The sequence below is a fragment of the Hahella sp. HN01 genome (assembly GCF_018986435.1).
Taxonomy (GTDB): domain Bacteria; phylum Pseudomonadota; class Gammaproteobacteria; order Pseudomonadales; family Oleiphilaceae; genus Hahella.
Window position 1 is genome coordinate 98,816 of record NZ_JAHMIN010000001.1, and the last position, 22,104, is coordinate 120,919.

At 54.1% G+C, this 22,104-nt stretch carries 21 protein-coding genes; 8 read left to right on the plus strand and 13 right to left on the minus strand.

The window, feature by feature from the left end; all coding sequences use genetic code 11:
* The first annotated feature begins 1 nt into the window (after position 1).
* The 3 genes from sctU to KP814_RS00450 all read left to right on the plus strand — a co-directional run bounded on the left by sctU (position 2) and on the right by KP814_RS00450 (position 3,071).
* Positions 2 to 1,057 (plus strand): type III secretion system export apparatus subunit SctU, encoded by a 1,056-nt coding sequence (gene sctU, locus KP814_RS00440; RefSeq protein ID WP_216734902.1) that lies wholly within the window; start codon positions 2 to 4, stop codon positions 1,055 to 1,057.
* 200 nt (positions 1,058 to 1,257) lie between these two features.
* Complete coding sequence (locus KP814_RS00445; protein WP_216734903.1) at positions 1,258 to 2,052, plus strand: ABC transporter substrate-binding protein; 795 nt, start codon at positions 1,258 to 1,260, stop codon at positions 2,050 to 2,052.
* 65 nt (positions 2,053 to 2,117) lie between these two features.
* Positions 2,118 to 3,071, plus strand: a complete 954-nt coding sequence (locus KP814_RS00450) for a histone deacetylase (protein ID WP_216734904.1) — start codon at positions 2,118 to 2,120, stop codon at positions 3,069 to 3,071.
* A gap of 87 nt (positions 3,072 to 3,158) precedes the next feature.
* On the opposite strand, the gene KP814_RS00455 is transcribed toward KP814_RS00450, so the two are convergent.
* From KP814_RS00455 to KP814_RS00505, 11 genes are all read right to left on the minus strand, one after another.
* Positions 3,159 to 3,614, minus strand: a complete 456-nt coding sequence (locus KP814_RS00455; RefSeq protein ID WP_216734905.1) for a GNAT family N-acetyltransferase — start codon at positions 3,612 to 3,614, stop codon at positions 3,159 to 3,161.
* Positions 3,615 to 3,792: 178 nt separating this feature from the next.
* Positions 3,793 to 4,419, minus strand: coding sequence for an HrpE/YscL family type III secretion apparatus protein (locus tag KP814_RS00460; protein WP_216734906.1), 627 nt, complete (start codon positions 4,417 to 4,419; stop codon positions 3,793 to 3,795).
* Positions 4,398 to 5,081, minus strand: a complete 684-nt coding sequence (locus KP814_RS00465; protein WP_216734907.1) for a SctK family type III secretion system sorting platform protein — start codon at positions 5,079 to 5,081, stop codon at positions 4,398 to 4,400. Before KP814_RS00465 ends, KP814_RS00460 begins: the two co-directional genes overlap by 22 nt.
* Complete coding sequence (sctJ, locus tag KP814_RS00470; protein WP_127969145.1) at positions 5,078 to 5,833, minus strand: type III secretion system inner membrane ring lipoprotein SctJ; 756 nt, start codon at positions 5,831 to 5,833, stop codon at positions 5,078 to 5,080. Before sctJ ends, KP814_RS00465 begins: the two co-directional genes overlap by 4 nt.
* 15 nt (positions 5,834 to 5,848) lie before the next feature.
* On the minus strand, positions 5,849 to 6,268 hold the full coding sequence (locus KP814_RS00475) for a hypothetical protein (RefSeq protein ID WP_216734908.1): 420 nt from the start codon (positions 6,266 to 6,268) through the stop codon (positions 5,849 to 5,851).
* 3 nt (positions 6,269 to 6,271) lie between these two features.
* Positions 6,272 to 6,652 (minus strand): hypothetical protein, encoded by a 381-nt coding sequence (locus KP814_RS00480; protein WP_216734909.1) that lies wholly within the window; start codon positions 6,650 to 6,652, stop codon positions 6,272 to 6,274.
* Between the two features lie 108 nt (positions 6,653 to 6,760).
* A complete protein-coding gene (locus KP814_RS00485; protein ID WP_216734910.1) occupies positions 6,761 to 6,958 on the minus strand; it encodes a hypothetical protein in 198 nt (65 codons plus the stop codon).
* 98 nt (positions 6,959 to 7,056) lie between these two features.
* Positions 7,057 to 7,305 carry a hypothetical protein gene (locus KP814_RS00490; protein ID WP_216734911.1) on the minus strand — a complete coding sequence of 83 codons (249 nt, stop codon included), beginning with the start codon at positions 7,303 to 7,305 and terminating at the stop codon, positions 7,057 to 7,059.
* Positions 7,306 to 7,307: 2 nt separating this feature from the next.
* Positions 7,308 to 8,447 carry a type III secretion system inner membrane ring subunit SctD gene (gene sctD, locus KP814_RS00495; protein ID WP_216734912.1) on the minus strand — a complete coding sequence of 380 codons (1,140 nt, stop codon included), beginning with the start codon at positions 8,445 to 8,447 and terminating at the stop codon, positions 7,308 to 7,310.
* Between the two features lie 104 nt (positions 8,448 to 8,551).
* Positions 8,552 to 10,399: a type III secretion system outer membrane ring subunit SctC gene (gene sctC / locus KP814_RS00500; RefSeq protein ID WP_216734913.1), complete on the minus strand. Its 1,848-nt coding sequence runs from the start codon at positions 10,397 to 10,399 to the stop codon at positions 8,552 to 8,554.
* A gap of 147 nt (positions 10,400 to 10,546) precedes the next feature.
* Positions 10,547 to 10,993 (minus strand): CesT family type III secretion system chaperone, encoded by a 447-nt coding sequence (locus KP814_RS00505; protein ID WP_216734914.1) that lies wholly within the window; start codon positions 10,991 to 10,993, stop codon positions 10,547 to 10,549.
* A 243-nt stretch (positions 10,994 to 11,236) separates the two neighbouring features.
* Here KP814_RS00505 and KP814_RS00510 point away from each other — a divergent pair, with 243 nt between their 5' ends.
* Both KP814_RS00510 and KP814_RS00515 read left to right on the plus strand, forming a co-directional pair.
* Positions 11,237 to 11,719, plus strand: coding sequence for a type III secretion system chaperone (locus tag KP814_RS00510; protein WP_216734915.1), 483 nt, complete (start codon positions 11,237 to 11,239; stop codon positions 11,717 to 11,719).
* A gap of 11 nt (positions 11,720 to 11,730) precedes the next feature.
* A complete protein-coding gene (locus tag KP814_RS00515) occupies positions 11,731 to 14,871 on the plus strand; it encodes a hypothetical protein (protein ID WP_216734916.1) in 3,141 nt (1,046 codons plus the stop codon).
* A gap of 61 nt (positions 14,872 to 14,932) precedes the next feature.
* On the opposite strand, the gene KP814_RS00520 is transcribed toward KP814_RS00515, so the two are convergent.
* Positions 14,933 to 15,490, minus strand: coding sequence for an RNA polymerase sigma factor (locus KP814_RS00520; protein ID WP_216734917.1), 558 nt, complete (start codon positions 15,488 to 15,490; stop codon positions 14,933 to 14,935).
* Between the two features lie 1,303 nt (positions 15,491 to 16,793).
* Between KP814_RS00520 and KP814_RS00525 the strand changes: the two genes are divergently transcribed.
* Together KP814_RS00525 and KP814_RS00530 are read left to right on the plus strand one after the other, a co-directional pair.
* Positions 16,794 to 19,247: an AAA family ATPase gene (locus tag KP814_RS00525; protein ID WP_216734918.1), complete on the plus strand. Its 2,454-nt coding sequence runs from the start codon at positions 16,794 to 16,796 to the stop codon at positions 19,245 to 19,247.
* 171 nt (positions 19,248 to 19,418) lie between these two features.
* Positions 19,419 to 19,835, plus strand: a complete 417-nt coding sequence (locus tag KP814_RS00530; protein ID WP_216734919.1) for a hypothetical protein — start codon at positions 19,419 to 19,421, stop codon at positions 19,833 to 19,835.
* 10 nt (positions 19,836 to 19,845) lie between these two features.
* On the opposite strand, the gene fabR is transcribed toward KP814_RS00530, so the two are convergent.
* Positions 19,846 to 20,562: an HTH-type transcriptional repressor FabR gene (fabR, locus tag KP814_RS00535; RefSeq protein WP_216734920.1), complete on the minus strand. Its 717-nt coding sequence runs from the start codon at positions 20,560 to 20,562 to the stop codon at positions 19,846 to 19,848.
* Between the two features lie 177 nt (positions 20,563 to 20,739).
* Here fabR and KP814_RS00540 point away from each other — a divergent pair, with 177 nt between their 5' ends.
* The gene (locus tag KP814_RS00540; protein ID WP_216734921.1) at positions 20,740 to 22,104 is read left to right on the plus strand and encodes a 3-oxoacyl-ACP reductase; all 1,365 of its coding nucleotides are present in this window, start codon (positions 20,740 to 20,742) and stop codon (positions 22,102 to 22,104) included.

Consider the following 22,104-nt stretch of genomic DNA (forward strand, 5'->3'; position numbering starts at 1 on the left):
CATGAGCGATGAAAAGACCGAAAAGCCCACCCCCAAAAAGCTCCGCGACGCCCGAAAAAAAGGCCAGGTCGCCCATAGTAAAGACGTGGTGTCCACCGCCACTATCTGCGCGATGTTTCTGTTGTTGCTGGCCACCTCCGACACCTATCTCTCGCACTTGAGCATTCTGATCGAACTGCCCGCGCAATACATGGACAGGCCATTTCTGGAGGCGCTGCCCATGGTGGTCGACAATGTGCTGCATGAGCTGATTTATCTGACGCTGATGCCCATCGGTGTGGTCATGGTCTCCGCAATTCTGGCCAACTTTCTGCAAGTAGGCGCGTTGTTCGCCGTAGAGTCACTGAAGCCTGACCTCAAGAAGCTCAATCCGGTTGAAGGCTTCAAGAAAATCTTCTCCGTCAAAAACCTGATCGAGTTCATCAAATCGCTGATCAAAGTGGGTGTGTTGTCCTATCTGGTCTATATGCTGATCAAGGAAAACCTCAATGACTCCGCCCGGCTGCACTACTGTGAAGTCGAGTGCATCCCAAACTTTGTCGGGACGTTGCTGAAGCAGCTCATTCTGTATTCCGCCATTACTTTCATCGCTCTCGCAGCGGCGGATTTCTTTATTCAGAAACAACAGTTTATCAAACAGCAGAAAATGAGTAAGGACGAGGTCAAGCGGGAGTACAAACAGATGGAGGGCAGCCCGGAAATCAAGGGCAAGCGCAAACAGATTCACCGGGAAATGATGAACACCTCCGTCCCGGCTCAGGTGAAGAAGTGCTCCGCCATCGTCACCAACCCCACCCACCTGGCGGTCGGCATTTATTATGAAAAAGGCGTGGAGGACGTGCCCAAAGTCATCGTGAAAGGCGCGGATCAAATGGCAAAAGTCATCCGCAAGATCGCAGAAGAAGAAGGCATTCCCATGATGGAAAACGTGCCGCTCGCCCGTGGTCTGTGGAAACGGGCTCAGGTCAACGACTACGTGCCTCCTGATCTGTTCGAAGCCGTTGCGGCGGTGCTGCAGTGGGTGGACAGCCTCGATCAGCAAAAACAGCGACGCTGATTTCCACAATAGCTAAGAAACCTCTGAAAAACGTTGCCGAGGCCGCCAGGGCAAGGAAAAAGCCGGCGAAAAAACGCCGCAGGCAGTTTTTCAGAGGTCCCCTAAAACCGCTGAATGCACATTTTAGCGCCCTATCCATTGGGCGCTTTGCAGGATTCCTTCTAAACTTAATTTACCAACCTCACTGATGTAGCTGCGTCATGCCCAAGTCCACCGTCCTGGCTATTGGTCTGCTGCTGTTACAAGGATTGTGGACGCCAACCGCACTGGCGGAGCCGCCGCCAATCCGGATCTGTTATGAATCAGATCCCATGCCCCCCTATTCTCTTTCCGATGCTGACGCTTTACGCGACCGGGCAGGCGTTCTACCTGAGCTGATTCATAACGCCGCCGAACGAGTCGGCTTGCTGTATAAGTTTTATCGACGCCCCTGGAAGCGTTGCATTCGCGACCTGGAAGAAAACCGCCTGGATGCGCTCTTCGCCGCAATCTGGCTAAAAGAAAGGGAAGCCTGGGGCGTCTATCCGTACATCAATGGCGAGCTGGACGCCAGCCGACGCCTGTGGAGCTCCATCTATCCCATCTTTGTTCCCAATAACAGCAAGCTCCAATACACCGATGGGATCTTCCAGGGCATTAAATTCGGCGTCTCTGCGCCGGTAGGCTACGTCGCCTACCAAAAACTGGAGGTAATGGGAATTCTGGCGCCCAGCAATCCGACGCCGGAAACCGGCTTTGAACTGCTCATCCGCAACCGGCTCGACGGCTATGTCATCGACCAGGCCATCGGCCGCACGCTGGCGAGAAACATGGGACTCAGCGACGCCATCACCACGCTGCCGGAGCCCTTCCTGGTCTCCGATTGGTATTTGGTCATCTCGCACAAATTTTACGATGAACGCAGCCAGGATTCTGAAACACTCTGGAACGCCCTGGCGCAAACACGCGAGGAAATGGGCGAGTATTTGCTGGAAAAATATATGAAAGAAGAATGAGCGACGCTTGGCTGTCTGGGCGGTAGAATGAGCGCCCAAGACCAACAAGAACGCTCCTTTTACTCGTGAATGCACTGCTCGCTTATTCGCCGCACTACGATTTCCACCTCCCGGGCATAGCGGCGCTGCATCCATTTGACGTCAAAAAATACAGTCGGGCCTGGGGCGTCCTGCTGCAACGCTTCGGGGACAAGCTCGCCAAATACCAGCTCCAGATCGACACGCCGGTTTCACTGGAAACGCTGGGGCTTGCGCATTCTCACGAATATCTGGCGTCCCTGAATCACTCAGCCGCCATCAGCCGAGTGGTGGAAAGTTCACTGGTGAAATGGCTGCCCGCCTCGCTATTACACAAGGGCCTGCTCATTCCCGCCAAATACGCCGTGGCGGGAACCCTCGCCGCCGCTCGCACAGCCATTGATGACCAGGCCATTGTTTTCAACTTGGGAGGCGGTTTCCACCATGCCTTCAGAGATCGTGCCGAGGGCTTTTGTTTCTTCTCGGATGCGGCGCTGGCGATCCAGTTGTTGCGAGCGGAAAAGCGCCTGGGGAACGCCGATGAGGTGCTAATGATCGATCTGGACGCGCACCGGGGTAACGGATTCGAAAGCTACATCGCCTCCGACGCAATGGTCCACAACTTTGATATGTATAACTTTCAGACGTATCCGGGGCTACATCCGGGCGATGCAGATGAGTTTCCGTTTATGCTTCCCTTGCGAGCCGGCACGGAAGCCGAGGGCTACCTGGATATCCTAAGAGAAGAACTCCCCCGCCTCTTTGCCCATGTCAAACAGCCCAAGCTGGCCTTTTACAATGCAGGAACGGATATATTCAAAGGCGACAAACTCGGTGGCCTGAGCGTTGATTATAACGGGGTGAAAGCGCGGGACCATTTCGTTCTGGACATACTGGCCACACACAAGATTCCAACGGTCATTATGACCAGCGGCGGCTATTCCAAAGATTCTTACCGGCTGATCGCAGATCTGGCTCAGCACTTATTGGAAACGCCTTAATGGCTCGTGTGAGAAGCGAACGTCATCGTCCGCCGCTCAGGTAGAGAACGAGCCGCTATTACAACGGCTCGGCTTCACCTACAACACCTACAACTCGATAGTCATGAACAGACTATTGGGGTCTTCGATGTAGTCCGCAAATGGGCCGCACAAAGTAAAGCCATAGTTTGCGTAGAGCTGGTGGGCGGGTTGAAAGGCCGCCATCGAGCCGGTTTCCAGGCTTAGGCGACGGTAATTACGTTGACGCGCCGCCTCTAGAATATGGCGCAATAAATGGGAAGCGACGCCTTTGCGAAGGTGCGCAGTCGCCGTGCGCATGGACTTCAACTCACCGTGCCCAGCGTCCAGTTCTTTGAGTGCGCCGCACCCCATCAACTCAGCGCCGTCCCAGACAGTCCAGAAGGTGACCTCAGGCTTTTTGAGACCCGACAGATCCAACGCATGTATGCTCTCCGGCGGCGAATTCTCCGCCATTCCTCGAAGATGTTCCTGTAACAACTCAGCCACTTCAGGGCCGCTTAGATCATCAATCCTGATTTCCATAACAAACCATTGCATTAAGTGGAAAACAACGCAGGCGCAATCGCCGGCAGGTTATACAACCCTGTACGCTCGGAACATGTGCGGATATTTATGATTATTGCAGCAGGATTCTAATGCAGCGTCGCGAGTTTGGCGACGCTGTCAGGGAGAGAAATATGTAGATTTACGCCGAGGAGGCTTACAAAGTCTGACTTTCCAATATCCGACTGTTCATCGCCTGGGTCAGCGCTTCCATTTGGTCGTCTACATTGGCGCGGATAACGCCGAAGTTGCTTTCGATCTGGCAATCGCCGTCGCCCAGATTGGGGTCGGCGATGACTTCAAATTTTTCCAGGCCTGGATAGAATTCCAGCGCCTCCTTGATCTTGGCGCGCACCGGCGCCGCCACGTCGGTGGCGATCTTGACCGTCACCTGTGCGCCTTCGCCAATGTGATAGAGCGCTTTACGCACGACCTGATAGGCGAGCTCTTCCTTATCGAATTCATTGAGGATCTTGCGCACGGATTCAATCACCAGATTGGTCAGCGTCTGCTCGATTTCCTGATAGGAGTGAATGATTTGCGCGGCGTTAGCGAGCATCAGCTCCACTTGTTTATGACGCGCTTCGCGCAGGCCTTCCTCGAAGCCTCGCTTTTTCTCTTCCTCATAGGCTTCCCGCGCCTGCTGCATAATCATGTCAGCCGAATGCCGCGCCTCAAGTATGGTCTGCTCAGTATCTCTTAGCTGGCGATAATCCTCTGACTTGAGTACGCCTGCGGGGCCAAAGTCAGCCTGGGAGTCGTTCAATCGAATAACAGAAAGCATGATGGGTCAATCTCCCGGTAGAGTTTAAGCATGAGGCGTTGCGCTTCCTGGATCTGCTCAGGCGCAGCCTGACGCATGAATGCCGCGTCGCACATGCCGCTAACTGCATGAGGTAATTTCAACGCCAAGCGTTTGACGACGGATTGGGGAACGCCGTTCAGCGCGCAGGCCAGCATATTCATGCCTGCGGAGCGCAGCCCCTGTGACATCGCTTCCTGATCCATCCAGTCCGCAATCCCGAGATCTATACAAAAGGTCGGCGCATTTCTGGCCAGAAACGGCGCTTTCGACACCGCGAAGCGATGCAGTTCCGTCGGCGCCGCCACCGCTTCCGCGCGTTTCGGGATGCGTGCCGAGTAGGCTAAGGCGCCCCCCAGCATGATCATGCGTTGCAATGCCTCACCCGCCAGCAAAGGCAGTCTCTGATAAGAGGCGGCGAAGTCGCAATCCATGGTTTTAGCCAGCCCGCAACGCTGCAGAATATAGTCGGACATAATCTTGCGGCTGTCCGGCCGCCGCCACAGTCGCTCAATCGCTTCCCAATGCGGGTCGTCGCTCAGCCAACTGGAATCCAGATAGTCCGCCGGATAGCGATAAAAATCGTGGACCTGTCGCAACATCAGGTTACGGTAGCGGGCCGAGGTGGGAATAAGGTCGATCATGCCAGTTTCTGGATGGCCGGAGTCTGGATTTTACGTGGAATCCAACCCGCTCTCACCGCGTAGTACAAGGCGCCGACAAGCAGCAGCACCAGCAGCGCGCCGATACCCGCCCACAGATACATCATGCCGCCATTGGAGACTTCCTCAGGAGACGTAATCCGCTTCAGGCTCGATGGAAACAAAGCGACGGAGACTTGGTCGTAATCCAGGCCGAGAATACTGTTGGAGACCAGCGCTTTAATCTTCGGCGTCAGGGTTTCGATCGGCGCATCCTCGACGTATTTGATAAATACCGAGGCGGTGCTGGGCTTGGGATTCTTGTCGAATTTATCCCCTTCCTGCATCACCACATGCACCCTCGCCACCAACACGCCGTCGATGTTCGACAATGTGTGCGACAACTCCTGGGAAATGGCGTAGATGAAGCGCGCTTTCTCTTCAGTGGGCGAAGAAATCAGGCCGTCTTTAGCAAAAATATCCCCCATGGTGGCGAAATGCTGCTTTGGATAGCCCTGTCTCTGCAACACGCTGATGGCGCGAGCCACCTGCTGCTCGGGCAGCTTCAGACGCACGTTCTGGTCTTTACCGGCGCCGAGCACTTCCATCTCCACGTTAAAGCCCGTGGAACGGAGAATCGCATACATCTCATTGCCTTCCTGCTGGCTCAAACCGCTGTACAGCTCGGTTTTACAACCGCCCAGCAGCAGTAACAGCAAACACAGTCCGGACCGCCAAATCTGTCGCTTTTTCATAGCATACCCTTCAGTCTATTGCGCTCTTAACAGGCTTTCCGCATTTTTGTTGACCTTACTGGTCACCGCCAACGCCATCTGCTGTTGAATGGAAATCTGACTGACTTCAAAGAACAGCTTGTTGGCTTCCGCCGGCGAGCTGACAGGCTGATTCATACGTTGCTCCAACGCATGAATACGCTCCTGATAGCCTTTCCCCATGGCCTGCAGCTTGTTCAGAATGGTGTCGCCCAAGCTGATGAACGGTTTTTCCGCGTTCTGCGTCGCATAGGTTTGATGCACCACCTGCACATTGCTTGCCGCATGCGGGCGCCCCGCTTCCATCACCTCAGTAAAGCGGGCGATTTCATGAGCGTTGGCGCCGGAGCTGACCGGCTGCGCATAGTCTTTCTGAAGCGCCTGATCCGGCGCGACGGCGGCTATTGCTGCGTCCATTGCTTACCCCTCAGCCGCCAGCAGAATTTCTTCCGCCAGGGAGCCTTTGAAGTCAGGATTGGAGGTCAGGCGAGGTATCAGCTCTTCCGCATCCCGCTCGCGTCCAGACCGTTTCATAGCAAATACCAGCAACGCCAGCGCGTCCATGTTTTCATAGTCCAGCGCGGCCAGATTATCGGACAGCAGCTTGACGCCGCTTTCAAAATCGCCGCCGGCGATCTTGGTCGCAGCCATACCCAGCCCTGCGGCAGTATGGCTGGTTACATCGTCAGCGATCGCCGCCACACCGCCGAAAATGACTTCAGCGTCCTGTAACCTGCCCTGCTCACAAGCCAGCACGCCGATTTCCGACACTCGCTTGATGAGATTTTCAGGATATAACATAAGCAAATCCTCTCAGTGTTCCTGATATTCCCGCCGCCGCTCTCACATGAAAGCCTGCGGCGGGGATAACCGGGCCCAAAATATAGGGCCCAAGCAATCGAGTGGCCGTTAAGCCGCTTGACCGATTTTCTTGATGGAGTCCATGATCAATTTGTGAATCATGGTCATGATCTCCCGTTCAAGTGCAAGCTTCTGCGCCTGTGCAAACGCATCTTTCAGCATGTCGTTCATAGCTTTGGGAGAATCCGGCATCTCAGGGATGTCATTCATAGAGCGATTAGCAATATCAAGACCGGTGTCCGCCATAGTGTATTCCTCACTAAAAAGTCATTTAATATAAGTTGGTTTTTCATAACGCCCGTCTTCTGCCGAGCGAACCTTCAACCAGTGACCTCCTGGGCCACCTATCGCTGAAGCTTGGTCCAGGTCTGCTCCAGCACGACGATGGCGCGGTCAATACTTTCTTTAAAAGCATTGTGACGCTTGAAATCGTCCTGGTTCAGACCGGAGTTCAGTTTGCGCCGCACGCTGGCGGACGCGTTGGTTAATTCATTCATCACGTTTCTCAGCATGACTCCGCCGGAGTCCTTACTGATATTTTCCGCATTAATTTCGGTGTCTACGGGTTGATTTCTTAACATTGGATTTAACATGCCTAGTCCACTCCTAATCGATATTGGATCAGTTTGTCTCCTCTGCGGAGCTGCAACATATGGGGGGTGATTTCCTCCACCCGATAGCCGTAATTAAGCTGGCTGCCGACGAAGTATTTCTCCCCGTTGCTGAGTACGAAGAACGGGGTTTTGCCCATGTAAATGCCTTTCACCACCAGATTGGGCAACGGCGCCAGCGCCATCTTGGTGTCCGCAGTGACCATATCTTCGAACCCGATCACGCCAGGCACATCCACCTGCAAACGTCCGCGGTTCTTTTTCCACGCCACGTCATCGTCCACGTTGCCTTTCAGCACCAGAAAGCCGGGGCGGTCCCCCTTGAACACAGACACGTTGGAGTATCCAAGGGCGGTCAGCGCAATTTCGGCGCCTTTAATCAGCTCATCGGTCACTTTCACCTTGAGCGTGGCCTGCAGATTTTTAGACTCCAGCCAGCGCGCCAGGCGATTTAACTCTCCGGCGTCGTTCACGTAGCCTTCCACCAACCAGCTCATCCCATCCGCAAGCGCGAGCACTTTCACATTGGGCAATCCCAGTGTTTGCGACAGCTCGCTTTGCAGGTTGGCGCGGTCAGCGGCGACAACGCCTTCTTTGGATTTCTCCGCATTGGACATGGAGCCTACCGCCAGCATCATCAGCAGACCGGCGCAGGCGCCCATCACGCCCAGCCCCACCTTCATGCGATTGAAGGTTTCCGACCAGCTGCGGCTGGGCAGCGGCGTTGTTGGCGCACTGGCGGGAGCATCCGCAGCAGCTGCGCCAGACGCGGGCTTAGGCTGCGCCGCCGGCGCTGCGGGGACCACCGGTTGCGGCCATTCCGCCGGACCGTTGGCGACGGCGAACTGGAAGTCATCGACGGCGACCGGAGTCACCTCTTCCACCACCAAATCTCGTTGCTCGGACACTTCGCCATTCAGTAACAAGCGGCTACCCTCCTGCAGCAGAGTCAGGCGTATTTGCTGTTCTTCGACTTGCAGTGAAAAGTGCGCCGCGAGCAGGTTAGGCTCCTGAAACACCAGATCATCGTTATCGTCGCCGCCACACACATACTTGCCGACGACCAGATCCAGTTCGCTTCCTGCGTGAGCTCCGGAGAGAATTTTCAGCTTCCAGTCAGACATACGCGCTCTTACCAGTTATTTACCTGTTGCCGGTCAGTTCACTGCTTGCAGTCACTTAACCGTTGAATCGCTCATTCATTTCGCCGCTCCGCTGACCCGTTGCGTTAACGGGTCAGCGGATGGCAGCTGTTGATCATGTTTGCGTCGCCTTTTAGTGCATCAGGGAACGCCTTCGCTACTCTTTGAGTGTCATCGCAGCGGGAATAGTTTCCGATGGCGACGGAATAAATTGGCTTTTCTCCGTTTTTCTCGACTTCCATCTGAGTAGGGAAACCACGCGAGTCGAAGTACTCACGAATCGCCACCGCACCCTCTTTGTTGGAGCTGCCCACCTGGAAGGCGTAGCCGTAGATCTTGCGACCGTTAGAAGCCAGTCCGCCGGTAGGGATATCAATGACCTTCGGCGTCATCAGGAACAGCTTGACCATCTTCTTGCGGTTATGGTTCGTAGTGCGAAACAGCATGCCCAACAGCGGGATATCCTTGAGCAACGGCACGCCGCCGACGGACTCGCTCTCATAATCCTGGAAGAAGCCGCCGATCAGCAGACTCTGCCCCAGCCCCACCACGGTTTGCGTATTGATGCTGCTGGTCTTGATAACGGGAATGCGATCCACTTCTTCGCCGGTTTGCTGACCGTCTTCGATAGTGACTTCCAGGTTGATGCCTTTCTGTTCCTCGCCACGCTGAATATGCGGCGTCACACGCAGGACCGAGCCCACCGTGACAGGAAACAGATCGACCTGTTCATTCCCCTGCACGCGCACATGGAAGGTAGTGCTATCGTCCAGAACCGCCTCCAAATGCTCGCTGGTGACTACCGATGGCCTCGACACCACCTGCGCATCGCCGTCCTCCACCAAAGCGTTCACCTTGGCGATGAAGTAATCCAGGCCGGAATCCAAGACCGTGGAGAAGGTCGCGTCGGCGCCACCCAGGATCGCCAGTTGGTTTTTGCCCGGCGCAGGAGTCTGCTTGTCGATGCCGCCGTAGCCGAATTCGCCCAGCTTCCGGTCGCGGGCCTGCCAGCTCACTCCCAGCTCTTTCAGGTTGGTGGCGCTGACGCTGATAATGGAGACATTCACTTCCACCTGCTCGGAGGGCTGATCCAGATTGCGCACCAGCGCCTTGTACATGGGCATGCGCTCCAGACGGTCGTACACGATGATGGAGTTAGTGCGGCCATCCGCCTCCACCCAGGCGCGCTCGCCGGTTCCGGGCATATCCGAAGTCACCGGACTGGACGTTCTCTTACCTTCCAGAACGCCAACAGGCCCGCCAATGCTGGTTTCTCCGCTTTTACCCTGCCCTGCGGCCAACGCGCCCCGCAACACAGAAGCCATACCGGGAACCACGACCTCTTTACCGCGATAGCTTTGCACGCGATCCGCCGCCGTGGCGTAGCGCAGGCGGAACATCTGCATGGAGTACTGATCGCGGCGGGGCATGGTCACCACCTGGCTTTCCAGCACGGAGGCGGTTTCCTGAATCAGGTCCACCATGGAGGACGGGCCGGAGATATAGACCATGCCTTTGTCCGGCATTTCCTTCCAACTGAAGCGTTCGTCCCAGATGCCGACTTTCTCTACCGCACTGCGAAGTTGCGACGTTTTGATGTTGGTCAGCGTGATGATGCGGCTGACGATCTCATCGCCGCGGAAAAAGTGCAGCGTCGAGCCGTCGTAGTACCACTCAAACTCAAAGGACTTGCCCAATATGTCCAGGAACTGACGCGGCGACTCCCCTTTGAAGCTGCCGTTAACCGTCCCCGCGATGCGGGAGCTAACCGTTACCGGAATACCGTAACTGGCGGCGAAGTTCTTCAATACGTCCGTCAGCGATTCACCGTTGGCGTACAACTCATAAGGCGAATTGTTCCAGCGGGGTTCAGCGGCGAATGCGCCGGAGCAAACCAATGTCAGCAACAGAGCGATTAAGCCTTTAAATTTCATGCCTTACTTCCATCAATGTCTTTAGTTACTGTTTTTCAGGAAGACAAATAGCTTCCTTTTATTTGTCTACAACGACAGGCCTTGTCTCCCGCGGCTGGCCGCCGCGCAGGCGCATCCATGCGTCTGATTATTCCGAAGTCATCCCATTCAGAACCGGGTATGCGGGGCCAGCACAGGAATATCTCGGCGAGCGTAGCCGCCAATAGCGCCAGTGATCTCGGTCATGCAATCCAATGCGTGCATGAAGGACTCCAGCAGTTTTTCAAAATCGAACAGGGACAATTCTTTCGACGCCATACAGCGATACAGACACAACGCATCCTGATTGACGTCGATATAGAGGGATTCACGATGGGAGTCGGCATTGGCCAGCGCCGCCTTCAATGCGGTTCTGACGCACTCGCCGCGCTCTCGCTTTTCATCCGGTAGCTTGCGCACCTGGGCGGCGACGTAGATCTTGCCGGCGGACTCAAAAAACCGCACCGGATTGGCGTCCACATACCATTCAAAATGGCCTTCCGGAGTCTGCTCCAGATCCGGCATGCCGTATTTCTTCGCAAACTCTGCAATCAGTTTGTTGAGTGTCGTGCTCATAGTTCCGTCCCGTTTCGCCTGATGCCTTAGGTCTATCGGATTGGTAACGGCTAATTGCGAACGGTTGCGAAAATTTTTACACGACCACTTTTTCCTGATCTCTGCGCAACTTCACCGGCGCAGTGGTTACTCACCTTGCGGAAGCAGTTGTAACTCCAAACGGAATATCTAACCCATAACAGGTCGGGTCCGCGGGTATTTGATGCAACAGCGGTCCGGCATTACTTGCGAAAGGCCGCTTTTATGAATATCGATACTCTGATCGCCGACCTGGCGAAACAGCTGCAGTTAGAAGATTCACTGCAACTGGACGAACACGGTTACCTCTCCCTGGAAGTCAACGACACCCTGGTTGTGAATCTGCAGTGGCACGCAGCGGACGAGCATCTGATCATTTTCTCCCCTCTGTTCAAACTCCCTGACGACAGTGAAGAACCCGAGACGCTACGAAGGCAGAACGCCCTATTGAAAATGTTGCTGGGGGCAAATTTGTTCTGGCAGGGGACGGAGGGTGGAACCCTCTCTCTGGACAACGATTCCGGCTGGCTCTGGTTGATGGACAAGTACCCGTTCAGCGTTATTACGCCTCCCGGCGTATTGAGCCAACGCCTCCTCCAGCATATTGAAGCGGTGAAAGCCTTCGCGGAAAAAGGCCCTGAACCGGCGCCCGAAGGCAAACAGGTTGGCGATGACTCTCAGGTCAACAATCAGTGGATTCAGGGTTAAAGGAGCAGGAAATGGAAGTCAACCGTCCCTCCGCATCCGTCCCCCAGAATGTCGTACCTGAGCAGATATCATCGCAAAATACTCACTCTGTCCCAGGGCGGCTCGGGGAAAACAGCATCCGCCCCGCGTCTCCCGAATCTGCGCCGACGCTAACGACGCCGGAGAAATTCAAGGCCTGGGCGGAAAATCATGACCTAAACCTGACCGGCTACCCGCAGACCAAAATAGAACGCTATAGCGAAATTATCATTCAGGACCTGGAGCGAAAAAATCTTGCAGAAGTGCTGGAGCAACCAAAGTCCTCCGCCGGCAATGAAGCCATTGTTAAGAACCTTTTCGAAAAGCTTAATCTGCAAGAATTCATGGGCAAAACGCCAGCCCCAGGTCTGGATCTCTCCACGCCCAAAGAAATCGGCAAACTCACGCAAGCGTTGCAGGACATCTTGACCAGTAAACTTGATGAGTCGCAACTCAGGGTCTTTAACGAGAAGTTCAACCCTCCCCGGGAAATCCAGACCGCTACGGATCACCTGGAAGCGTTGAATCAGATGAACTTCGCGTTAAAGGAGGTCAACCAGCTCATACCCTCCAGGTTCAGCGTAGAAACCGCCGAGGTCACCAAGCCTCTCGCCAAACATGTCGCCAACCGCATCGTCCAGCAGGAGCGCGAAAAAATAAAAGAAGAGGTGCTGGATAAACTGAAATACCTCAACAATTCCGGCGCCAGCAACAATCTGGCGGTGGAAATGGATCTGGGCGTGAATATTCTTCACACGCCGCTCAAAGCAACGGTCAACCTCAGTCACAAAGAGACAGCGCAAACCTCACAGGCGCTTGGCGTGCTGCGAGAAAGAACCGATGCAGGCAAGTTCGGGTTTGAAGTCAAGCTGCCAATCATTGAGGCGGGTCCATCCGTCGGAGCGACAGTCAATCTGTCCCGCACCTCAGGCAGAGGGTTCGATAACGTCAGCGACTTTGTCGATCACTTCACTAACAGCGTGCTGGATCTCACTTTGAGTTCTCCTGGGGCGGCGAAGTCAGCCAAAGCGCTCAAGAAAGCCGTGGCCAGCGATAGCGATATTCTCACTCAAAGCGATCAAATGAAGCTGAAATTACAGGACTTCCTGAGAGTTCACGGCGAGGGCGCGTCCAATTTAGACGAGTTGCGAGACTGGCGTAACGGATCAGTCGAGCTAGCCGTGCCGGAACCGCGCAGCATACCCGCCTCTGCGGCTTACAAAGTCAATTCTCTTTCCTACGGCGGTTTCGGTAAGCTTGGATTCAAGGCCGCGGATGTGAAAGTCAGTTATGAACACAAACATACTCACATTCATGTCAAAGGTGAGACCTCGCTAACCAAAAAGATGATGGAAGACGAGGATCTACTCAAATCCCGTACGGAAAAGTTTGAACATCGCGCCCAGGATGACTTTTTTGAGCGACTCGGCGCGCTCAAAGAGCACATATCCCATATTGAAAGCGCTTCCACAACCTCAGAAGAAACTCATACTCAAAACCCGGTCAACGCTCTGCCTCTCACTGCAGCAAATCTTGAATTATTCGGAAGATCTCTGAATCGCAGCCCTTCCGCCGCCTCCGAAGAAAGCTTTCATACGGCGATGCAAGAGCCCCCTTCCCCGGGCAGCCTTTCCGGCAGAGCCAGCTCGGAGTCGCTGAATTCCATGGATGCGCTGAGTAACAACGAAGTAATCGTCAACCGCAATCCAACCGTTGTAAGCGGGGAGTCCTTTTACACCGCCAGCCAGGGCAGCCCTTCCGTCATCAGCGAAACCAGTTCTATTGCGAGCTCCGAGGAGCGGCCTGCGATCGATCTGGTTCGCGACCAGCTCAAAGATATGGCCCTGGAAAATTTTGACAAATTGCTGCAGTACGAGGGGAACACACGCTCACATGATACGTTGACCAAAGGCTTCGGGCGCGTAGAGCATAACCTGCGCAAAGTAGTTGGCATGGGTCCCAAGCATCTTGAATCCGCAATCAAAAGAGAGATGGAGAAAGAAGTCGGCGTAAAAGGCAGAGCGTCTCTGGTGGAAGGCTTGACCGTTCGCCACGCCAATATATTCAACGAGTTCGTCAAAACCTATCGAGAGGAAGCGGGAGAACCGCCGGAAACCACACTGGCGAAGGCGCGTGAAGAGGCGCCGGAAGCCATCATGGCGCTTGAAACCATCAGCAAACACCTTGAAACGCCGCAAATGAAGTTCAGCAAAAACGACTTCGCGCAAATTCGTGCGCTGGAGTACAGCCAGCCTAAGGAAAGAAGCCACAAAACCACCCTCACCCTGGACATCGCCTCAACTGCGACGGTAACAGTCGAACATACCCGCAGGAAAATGCGTGACAACGCCAATATCAATTACAACGGCGCTTTTCGCGATATCAAAATAACAATAAAGGGCGCTCTAGGCTCAGAGGGCATTACAAAAATTCAGGATATGCTCAGTAAGAAAGCCCCTGAGATAAAGGACCCAGAAGTCACTGACTTGCTTTCAGAGGCTGCGGAGTCAGCTTCAGGCCAAGCCACGGGTTCTGGTGCGGTTACAGTTTCCGCCTATTTTGAGTTCAAGGACGGCGGCCTGAGTTTCGGGAGGTTCCTGGCCGGAGGTGAGTTGAAGGCCGGTGGAAAAGCGAAAATCCCCACGGACATCGCTACGGTGGAGATCGGCGGTAGCGTCGCCGCAACCCACGAACGCCCCGTCAAAGAATATATCGGCAAGGACAATCTCAACTATTTCAAGACCCAGTTTGACGGCCTGGTAAGCCGTAAGACCATAGCGGAAACGCCTCGCGCGGGCGATGGCTGGGAAGAGCTCACGAAAAAGTTTGATGGACACATGGACACCATGTTGATCAACATGGCGAATCCCTCCAGCAAGATGCGAAAACAGGTGGATGAGCTATTCGCAACCTGTCAGCCTCACGCGCTAAAAGAACATATGGAAAAGGCCGAAAAGGCACGAGATGAATTCTTTGTCGCATGCGAAAAAATGGCTCAGGGACCGCAGGAAGGCTCATCTGCGACAGCGGACGATCTGAAAAAGGAAGCCTTGAGCGCATTCCGCCTATTCCTTTACGACTTCAAGGGTGGCGTGCAGAAAGATTATGAAAAAGCAGTCAAGAAATTGAGTTAAGTCTTACAGAGTGATCCTGCGCCCATGATAGCAGGATCACTCTGCCCCCTTGACGTAGCGCTTACATCAGCGGCATGACTGACTCCTTCAGCGACGTACGCGCCCGGAACAAACGGCTTTTCACACTGGGAACAGTAATGCCCAGTTCATCAGCGACACGTTGATAGGGATAGTTTTCAATCGCCACCCACTCAACAATCTGCTGCATGTCTTTCGGCAGCATGCGAATGCTGTACTCCAACTGCTTGATGCGATGCTCCTGCTGCAGGCTGGCCTCCGGCGTGTCGGATTCGTTGTGCACCTGATCCAGCACATCATCGGAAACAAAGTCATATTTGTACTCCGGAGAGCGGTTGTAGTGATTGCGGATCAGGTTGTTGGCGATGCCCAAAATCCAGGTGGAGAAGCGGGATTTACCTTCAAAAGAGCTGAGCCCTTGTTGCGCCCAAAGGAACGTATCCTGCACCAGGTCTTCGATATCTTCCTGGCGCGACACACGGTTACGAATAAATCTGTGCAATTTGGGACGCTGTTCACGAAAAAGCATATCCAATGAATTCGGGCAACCGCTTCTGGCCTGACTAACTAACTGATTGGTCTCATCGTATTTTATTTCCATCGTTCCCATTCCTTTTGTTGACGGGGGGTTGATGGAAACGATGGTCGGTCACACGGCCTTTTGAACCAGTTTCAGATAAGCGTCAGATTCGACGCAGATGCATCTGAACCCTTGAACTGAACCGATCTGACACTGACGGTTCATTTACTCAATAAAAAGTGAACCTGACATAATTAACTTAATCCGATATACGCGCGCAAAGATATAAATGACTGCCGGTCAGAGTTAGAGAACATATCGAAAACTCAAACTTCAATTAAAACCGGCATGCTTTTAACTTTTTGTAATTGAATAAGAAAAAATATTACCGCCATATTTTTAATATATTTCTTAAGTAACGTGAAACCCCGCGAAGTTTCTGGGCCGTATAGATAAATGGTTAGTATGATAGACTTAAATGGCCTAACCAGTGGACTATTTGCATAGGCCAAATTAAGCATTTAAATAATCTCTCTGAGGGATAATCCTATGGCTTTGTAACGGAATGTAAGGCCGACTTCGTATAAAAACGTATTTTTCGCCTTTTGTATCCTAAGTAACTTGATGTACTGTTAGGTTTCGTTACACAAAGAAGGTCTGTTGTTTCGAACGATAACAGGGAGCGCATTCATACGATCTCTGTGCGACGTTGATGTCTGGAACTCTATTACTCGCGTCGCTATACACTGGAACAGCCACATTCCGCCTTCTGTAAAACAGATAGAAAAAAATAGCGGAAAGCTAAGCGTTATCAGCGTCTCATACAGGCGCATTTCGAGGCGCAACTCTGAAAAATATTGATAGTTTTTTATTGAAAGAGAACATCTAAAAAGTAAATGACGTTTTTATTGTTCTCGTGTCGCTTACCCTGAAAGCCAGAATGAAAACGTATTCATAAAAAGCTCGAAAATTGAGTTATAAAACTTATAAAACAATGAGTTACCAAAATTTCAAGCTCACAAAAAGGAAGCGCTTGAGGTAAATCGGAGAAAAAACGATCAGCATTCGTCAACGCTCAACGTAGTAAAGGATAACAATACGCGCCAGAGTTGCAGACCCGGCAGGGTCCGTTTGCATTGAAACCGCTTGTTGGAGCTTAGACAAGGCCTGGGACTGTGTAATGACGTTTTTATTGTTCTCGTGTCGCTTACCCTGAAACCCAGAATGAAAACGTATTCATAAAAAGCTCGGGAAAAAGGTTTGAAAAACTTATAAAGCAATGAGTTATCAAAATTTCAAGCTCACAAAAAAGGAAGCGCTTGAGGCGAATCGGATAAAAACCGATCAGCATTCGTCAACGCTCAACGTAGTAAAGGATAACAATATGCGCCAGAGTTGCAGACCCGGCAGGGTCCGTTTGCATCGAAACCGCTTGTTGGAGCTTAGACAAGGCCTGGGACTGAGTCAGGAACAGGTCGCTGACGAATGCCAACAGCAGAGACTTTACGTATCCGTTTCTTCCCTGAAACGGGCGGAATTGCAGCGCTATGTATTGCTGCGCACGGCTCATAACCTGTCACGCTTCTACAACGTGCCAGTGGAAGAGCTGATCGTGATGGAAGACGCCTCTGAGCCAGAGACGCCCGCCTCCCCTACAGAAGCGCCAGCGGTGGTTCAGCGTGAGAGTAATGATCCCGTAGCCACTCCCATTCACAGGAAAGTGCTTGGGTTATGTCTGGCGGGCGAGTTGGACCTCAGAAGTCTCGCTCCCATGATGGATGAGCTGGACGTCGCCGTGCACTACTCTTCACCGTCATTCCATGTGCTACTGCTGGGCGCCGCAAACGCCCACCAGAAACCAACCGCTTATGCGATGCGGGTCATCCGCGCCATCGCCCGACGCCATCCCGATATCGTCGCGTTGGTGAAGCCCATCCAGGCCGAGTTCAGCCATCACGGCGCCCTGCACTGTCAGGCGCGCCTGCCGATGAGCGAACGCCTTGGCATTGAGCGCTTCGCCAAGCAGCAATTGTCCGGCGTGGTCCTGGTGCACAGCGAGTTGTTTCATTGCAGTCGCCTGGAATACAGCTTTGTCTATAAATCCAATCCGGCCTACGCGCCCGGACCATGGTATGCGCTGACCGAATCCGCGCCGCCAGTGTTGCATACCATCGGTCGCGATCAGGAACGAGCGTATTTCCAGTCCCTGCTGACCCAGCTAAAAGCAGAGGGCGAAGGCGCCTGGTGTAATATCAGCGGCGTGGCGGGCATCGGCAAAACCCACTTGGCGTTGGCCTTCGTGGAAGACGCCGCCAAACAGAATCTCAGCCGCGTCATTCTGCGCAACCCTTGTGATGACAAGTCCAAGCTGCATCCAGGCGCAGAGTTGATCCGCCGACTGGCGAACTTGCAGGAGGTGGACGAAAACAAGCTGCTGAACCTGTTGGTCAACTTCTGTATCGATAGCCATTGGTATCCGTTCATCTATCATCTGTTCGGAGTCAAACGTAACGACCCGCATCCCAACGACTGGATGGTGGCGAGCATGTCGCCCTACCTGTTCCAGAAGAGTTGCCAACAGGCCCTTGAGACCCTGTTGATTGCGCTGCTGGGGCAACGGGAGCTGGTCGTGGTGATAGAAGAGATACATCAGCTTGACGAGGACATGCGCCTCACTCTTGAGGCCTTGGCGAACCTGACGCCTTACTGTCCGCTCTTGCTGATCACCAGCAGTTACACAGATTTCATCGCCGGCTTCGACCAGCATGACGTCAAAACCATCCGGCTGTTCCCTCTCACGCAACCTCAGGCGAGAGAGCTGGCGCACGGCCATGGCGCAGCCAGCGAGGAGTGGCGGGAGCACTGTGTTTTAAAGGCGCAGGGGCATCCGTCATTCTTAATCGATTTACTCAATCACGAGCATTTGGGCGACGAATTGCCCTTTAGCATCACCAATATTATCGCCGCCAAAACCGAGCGCTTGTCCGCCCGACTCAAGTGCGCGCTGGAGCTGATTTCCGTCAGCCAGGATGGGTTTACGCAACCGCAACTGGAAGAGCTGATGAACGGTCCCCTGGAGCGCTTCGCGACGCTACTTAGCCTGGGTGTACTACATCTTCATGGCGAACGCTGGTTCTTCACTCACAATCTGTTGCGGGAGGCCGTCTACCAGTCCATGCCGGAACAGGTTCGCCGCGAACGTCACGCCATGGCGGCGGAGTGGATTCGTGATCGCGACCCAGTGCAATACGCTATCCACCTCGCCAAATCCGGCAGCGATCAGGCATTGCCGGAATTGTTAGCGGCGGCGGAGCGGCTGATTCAGGACCAGCACTTCAAACAGGCCAAACAGCTGCTTCTGCTCGCAGAGCCGTTTCTACAGGACGCCAAGTGCAAATGTAAAACCTATCGCATGCTGGCGTTGGCGCTGAAGTCACTGGGAGAGACGGATAAAGGCGTTAAGGCCATTCTGTCCGCCATCGATCACTGCTCGGATGAGCGCGACGCCAGCCATGATTGGCGCATACTGGCGGAGATGTATTATCAGCTCGGTCGCACTGAAGATGCTCTTCACGCCCTGAACTGTGCGGAGATTTTGACAGAGCGCTATCACCAGCATGAGCTGGGCGCCCGGCTGTACGAGCTGCACAGCGAAATACTGCTCAGCAAAGGCCATGTGGTGGCGAGCCAGGAATACCGMAAAATCGCGATGAAAACCGCCATGAAAAGCGACCATTGCCCACCCAAATGCGATATCAGACAGGAGGGATTCAGTCCCTACGGTGGATTAGGGCCCAATATGCCCAACTTCGCCCCACAGACGTGCATGAATAAGTAGATAGATAAGTAAGTAAATAAATTTAATAAGTTAATAAATATAAAAATCGCCCCTGACTGCGTCTCAGCACCACGTATCAGTGAGACGTCTAATTAATCGCCGCAACCTTCGTAGCGCAACGGTTACCCAACAACAATAACAGGGTTAACCTGAACCGCCGAAGGTGACGATATGTATCCGCTCTCGAATATACTGGCCCGCGAGGGCATCCCTACACGCCCATATTCCCTCTTGCCCGGAACCCGCCCCATTGGCGAAACCGCTTGTTTTCAACATGCCGAAATCACCTATCGCCAGGAAGAAGACGTGCTGACGATCATTCTGTATCGGCGCCTGCAACGACCCAAGGGTCTTGGCAACGCATTTGCGGAAATGAGATGGCTATTGGAGGTTATTCGCAGACAAGCGCCGGACATCAGAAAACTGGTCACCACCGCGATGCGCATAGAACATGAAGACGGCGGCCCCGTTCCCTCCCCGGACAAACTACTGACGTTCTACAAACGCTATTTCAACGCTATCGACGACGGACGCCGGGACGGGCAGGATTGGTTAAAGCTGGAACTGAGGACAGCGGAAGCGCATTAAGCGCCCCCACTCAGAGTTCAGGACGCTCCAGAGACGCCCTCACGCTGGCCAATTCCGTGGCGACGACGGCGGGATTTGGTTCGATTTCCGCCAGGACTTGCGAGCCAACGATAATCATACGGATCATACGCTCCAGTTGATCGCTGATCTCGGCATGCTTTTCGATTGGGAGATCCAGTGCGGTGGCGGCCACCGCGAACACCAGCCGGGTGACCGCCTTGGACACCAGCTCCGGTTGCATGATGCCCGTGCCTTTGGATTTAGCGAGGCGCACTAAATCTACGCAAAGCTCTTCTTCAAAGAAGCACAGTTGGCGTTCTACCGCGTATTTAAATGCGTCGGAACCGACGTTGCCTTCCCTAAGCAAGATATGCAGAAACTTTTCATCGGCGCTCAGCTGCTCGACAAAGGCTTCGACGGAAGAGCGCACCACACTGGTGTCCGAACGCGCACGATTGCGGGCTTCACCAATGATTTTCCTGAGAGAGGTTCCGGCGCGTTCTATCAGCGCCACCGCCAATTCATCAATATCTCTGAAATGCCGGTAAAAACTGTTGGGCGCAATGCCCGCTTCCCGGGCGACTTCACGCAGACTTAACGTGGACACGCTGCGATGCGGCCCGGCCAGCTTCAATGCAGCTGAAATTACATCTTCCCGCGAGATAACCGCCTTGCGTCCCTGTGGCGTTCTGGTCGCGACAGACTCAAGTTTCTGCTCCTGATTCAATGCACTGCCCTTACTGACATGAAAAGGAGTTATATCCTAGCCTTGTTGCGGCGAAGAATATAGGCTTTAGCCGCCGTACGCCGATTTTCTGTGAAGAAAAGAGCGTTTTCGCCGCCACTTTTAAATCTACGCAGAATAAGAGTCGCCCACTCCGTCATTACGAAAAAGGAAATCGTCATGTCCGATCTACTGCTCACGCTCGCCACTCATCCAGGCGCCTACAAACTGCTGAAAAAACTGGGACTCCCCGCACCAGTTGCTCTTCAGCGCTCGACGCAGGCGATCCCCGGCAGCCCCCTTCAGGGAGCTACTGCGCTGATCGGCGGCGTCACCGAAAGTGGAGCCCTGGATATCGTACGCGCCCGACTACAGGCACTTGGCGCGCAGGTACACGAGGACATGCAGTCAAGCGAAGCGACTCCGATCATCGCCCTATTCGACGCCACCGGCTGCCGCAGCAGTGAGGATCTGGATGCGCTATACCGTTTCTTCCATCCCCTGATGGCGCAATTTCCCCGCCACGGTCGCGCACTTTTGTTGGCGTCAACGCCCGAGCAAATGGACGACCCAGTGGCGGCGGCATGCGCCAAAGCGGTAGAAGGATTCACACGCTCTCTCGGCAAAGAGCTGGGTAAGCGCGGAGCCACCGCCAATTTGCTTTATCTGGAGCCTGGTCAGGAAGATCGCCTGACAGGGCCGCTCGCGTTTTTCTGCTCCCCAACTAGCGCTTACGTGGACGGTCAGGCGATCAGGCTTAGCGCCGCGGTGAAAGCGCCGTCTTCTCAGGCGCTGTCAACGCCCTACCGACCACTGCAGAACAAGGTCGCCCTGGTGACAGGCGCGTCCCGAGGCATCGGCGCGGCGACCGCACGCCGGCTCGCAGAGGAAGGCGCAACGGTGGTGTGTCTGGACCTCCCTTCCGCCAGCAGGGTCCTGACAAGCTTCGCCGCTGATATTAACGGCGTTCCACTGCCCATGGACATTACCGTCCCGGATGCTCCGCAAACCTTGGCGCAATACTTTCTGGAGCAATATGGCGGTATCGACATTATCGTGCACAACGCCGGAATCACTCGCGACAAAACCCTGGCGAAGATGTCGGAAGAGACTTGGTGTAGCGTGCTGGATGTTAATTTTCGGGCTGTCGTCGCCATCAACGACGCTCTGCTGAACGCAAAAGCGTTACGGGGTATGGGGCGCATTATCTGCCTGTCATCTATCAGCGGCGTCGCAGGCAATTTTGGGCAGACCAACTATGCGACCAGTAAAGCGGCGCTGATTGGCTACGTGGCGGCGCTGGCGCCTCGGCTGGCCTCCAAAGGGGTAACAGTAAACGCCGTCGCGCCCGCTTTTATTGAAACCGATATGACGGCGCAAATGCCCCTCATGATGCGGGAAGCCAGTCGCCGCCTGAACTCGTTGTCACAAGGAGGTCAACCCGAGGACGTCGCGGCGCTGATCGCATTTCTCGCTACGCCTGGGGCCTATGGAATCACTGGCGCGACCATAAGAGTGTGCGGGCAGGCCTTGATCGGCGCCTAG

Bases quoted from the DNA above. Each gene is read 5' to 3' on its own strand.
- sctD (WP_216734912.1), bottom strand. From the start codon at position 8,447: ATGTCTGACTGGAAGCTGAAAATTCTCTCCGGAGCTCACGCAGGAAGC.
- KP814_RS00485 (WP_216734910.1), bottom strand. From the start codon at position 6,958: ATGGCGGACACCGGTCTTGATATTGCTAATCGCTCTATGAATGACATC.
- sctU (WP_216734902.1), top strand. From the start codon at position 2: ATGAGCGATGAAAAGACCGAAAAGCCCACCCCCAAAAAGCTCCGCGAC.
- KP814_RS00455 (WP_216734905.1), bottom strand. From the start codon at position 3,614: ATGGAAATCAGGATTGATGATCTAAGCGGCCCTGAAGTGGCTGAGTTG.
- sctJ (WP_127969145.1), bottom strand. From the start codon at position 5,833: ATGAAAAAGCGACAGATTTGGCGGTCCGGACTGTGTTTGCTGTTACTG.
- sctC (WP_216734913.1), bottom strand. From the start codon at position 10,399: ATGAAATTTAAAGGCTTAATCGCTCTGTTGCTGACATTGGTTTGCTCC.
- KP814_RS00445 (WP_216734903.1), top strand. From the start codon at position 1,258: ATGCCCAAGTCCACCGTCCTGGCTATTGGTCTGCTGCTGTTACAAGGA.
- KP814_RS00490 (WP_216734911.1), bottom strand. From the start codon at position 7,305: ATGTTAAATCCAATGTTAAGAAATCAACCCGTAGACACCGAAATTAAT.
- KP814_RS00515 (WP_216734916.1), top strand. From the start codon at position 11,731: ATGGAAGTCAACCGTCCCTCCGCATCCGTCCCCCAGAATGTCGTACCT.
- KP814_RS00480 (WP_216734909.1), bottom strand. From the start codon at position 6,652: ATGTTATATCCTGAAAATCTCATCAAGCGAGTGTCGGAAATCGGCGTG.
- KP814_RS00505 (WP_216734914.1), bottom strand. From the start codon at position 10,993: ATGAGCACGACACTCAACAAACTGATTGCAGAGTTTGCGAAGAAATAC.
- KP814_RS00540 (WP_216734921.1), top strand. From the start codon at position 20,740: ATGTCCGATCTACTGCTCACGCTCGCCACTCATCCAGGCGCCTACAAA.
- KP814_RS00510 (WP_216734915.1), top strand. From the start codon at position 11,237: ATGAATATCGATACTCTGATCGCCGACCTGGCGAAACAGCTGCAGTTA.
- KP814_RS00520 (WP_216734917.1), bottom strand. From the start codon at position 15,490: ATGGAAATAAAATACGATGAGACCAATCAGTTAGTTAGTCAGGCCAGA.
- KP814_RS00460 (WP_216734906.1), bottom strand. From the start codon at position 4,419: ATGCTTTCTGTTATTCGATTGAACGACTCCCAGGCTGACTTTGGCCCC.
- KP814_RS00530 (WP_216734919.1), top strand. From the start codon at position 19,419: ATGTATCCGCTCTCGAATATACTGGCCCGCGAGGGCATCCCTACACGC.
- KP814_RS00475 (WP_216734908.1), bottom strand. From the start codon at position 6,268: ATGGACGCAGCAATAGCCGCCGTCGCGCCGGATCAGGCGCTTCAGAAA.
- KP814_RS00465 (WP_216734907.1), bottom strand. From the start codon at position 5,081: ATGATCGACCTTATTCCCACCTCGGCCCGCTACCGTAACCTGATGTTG.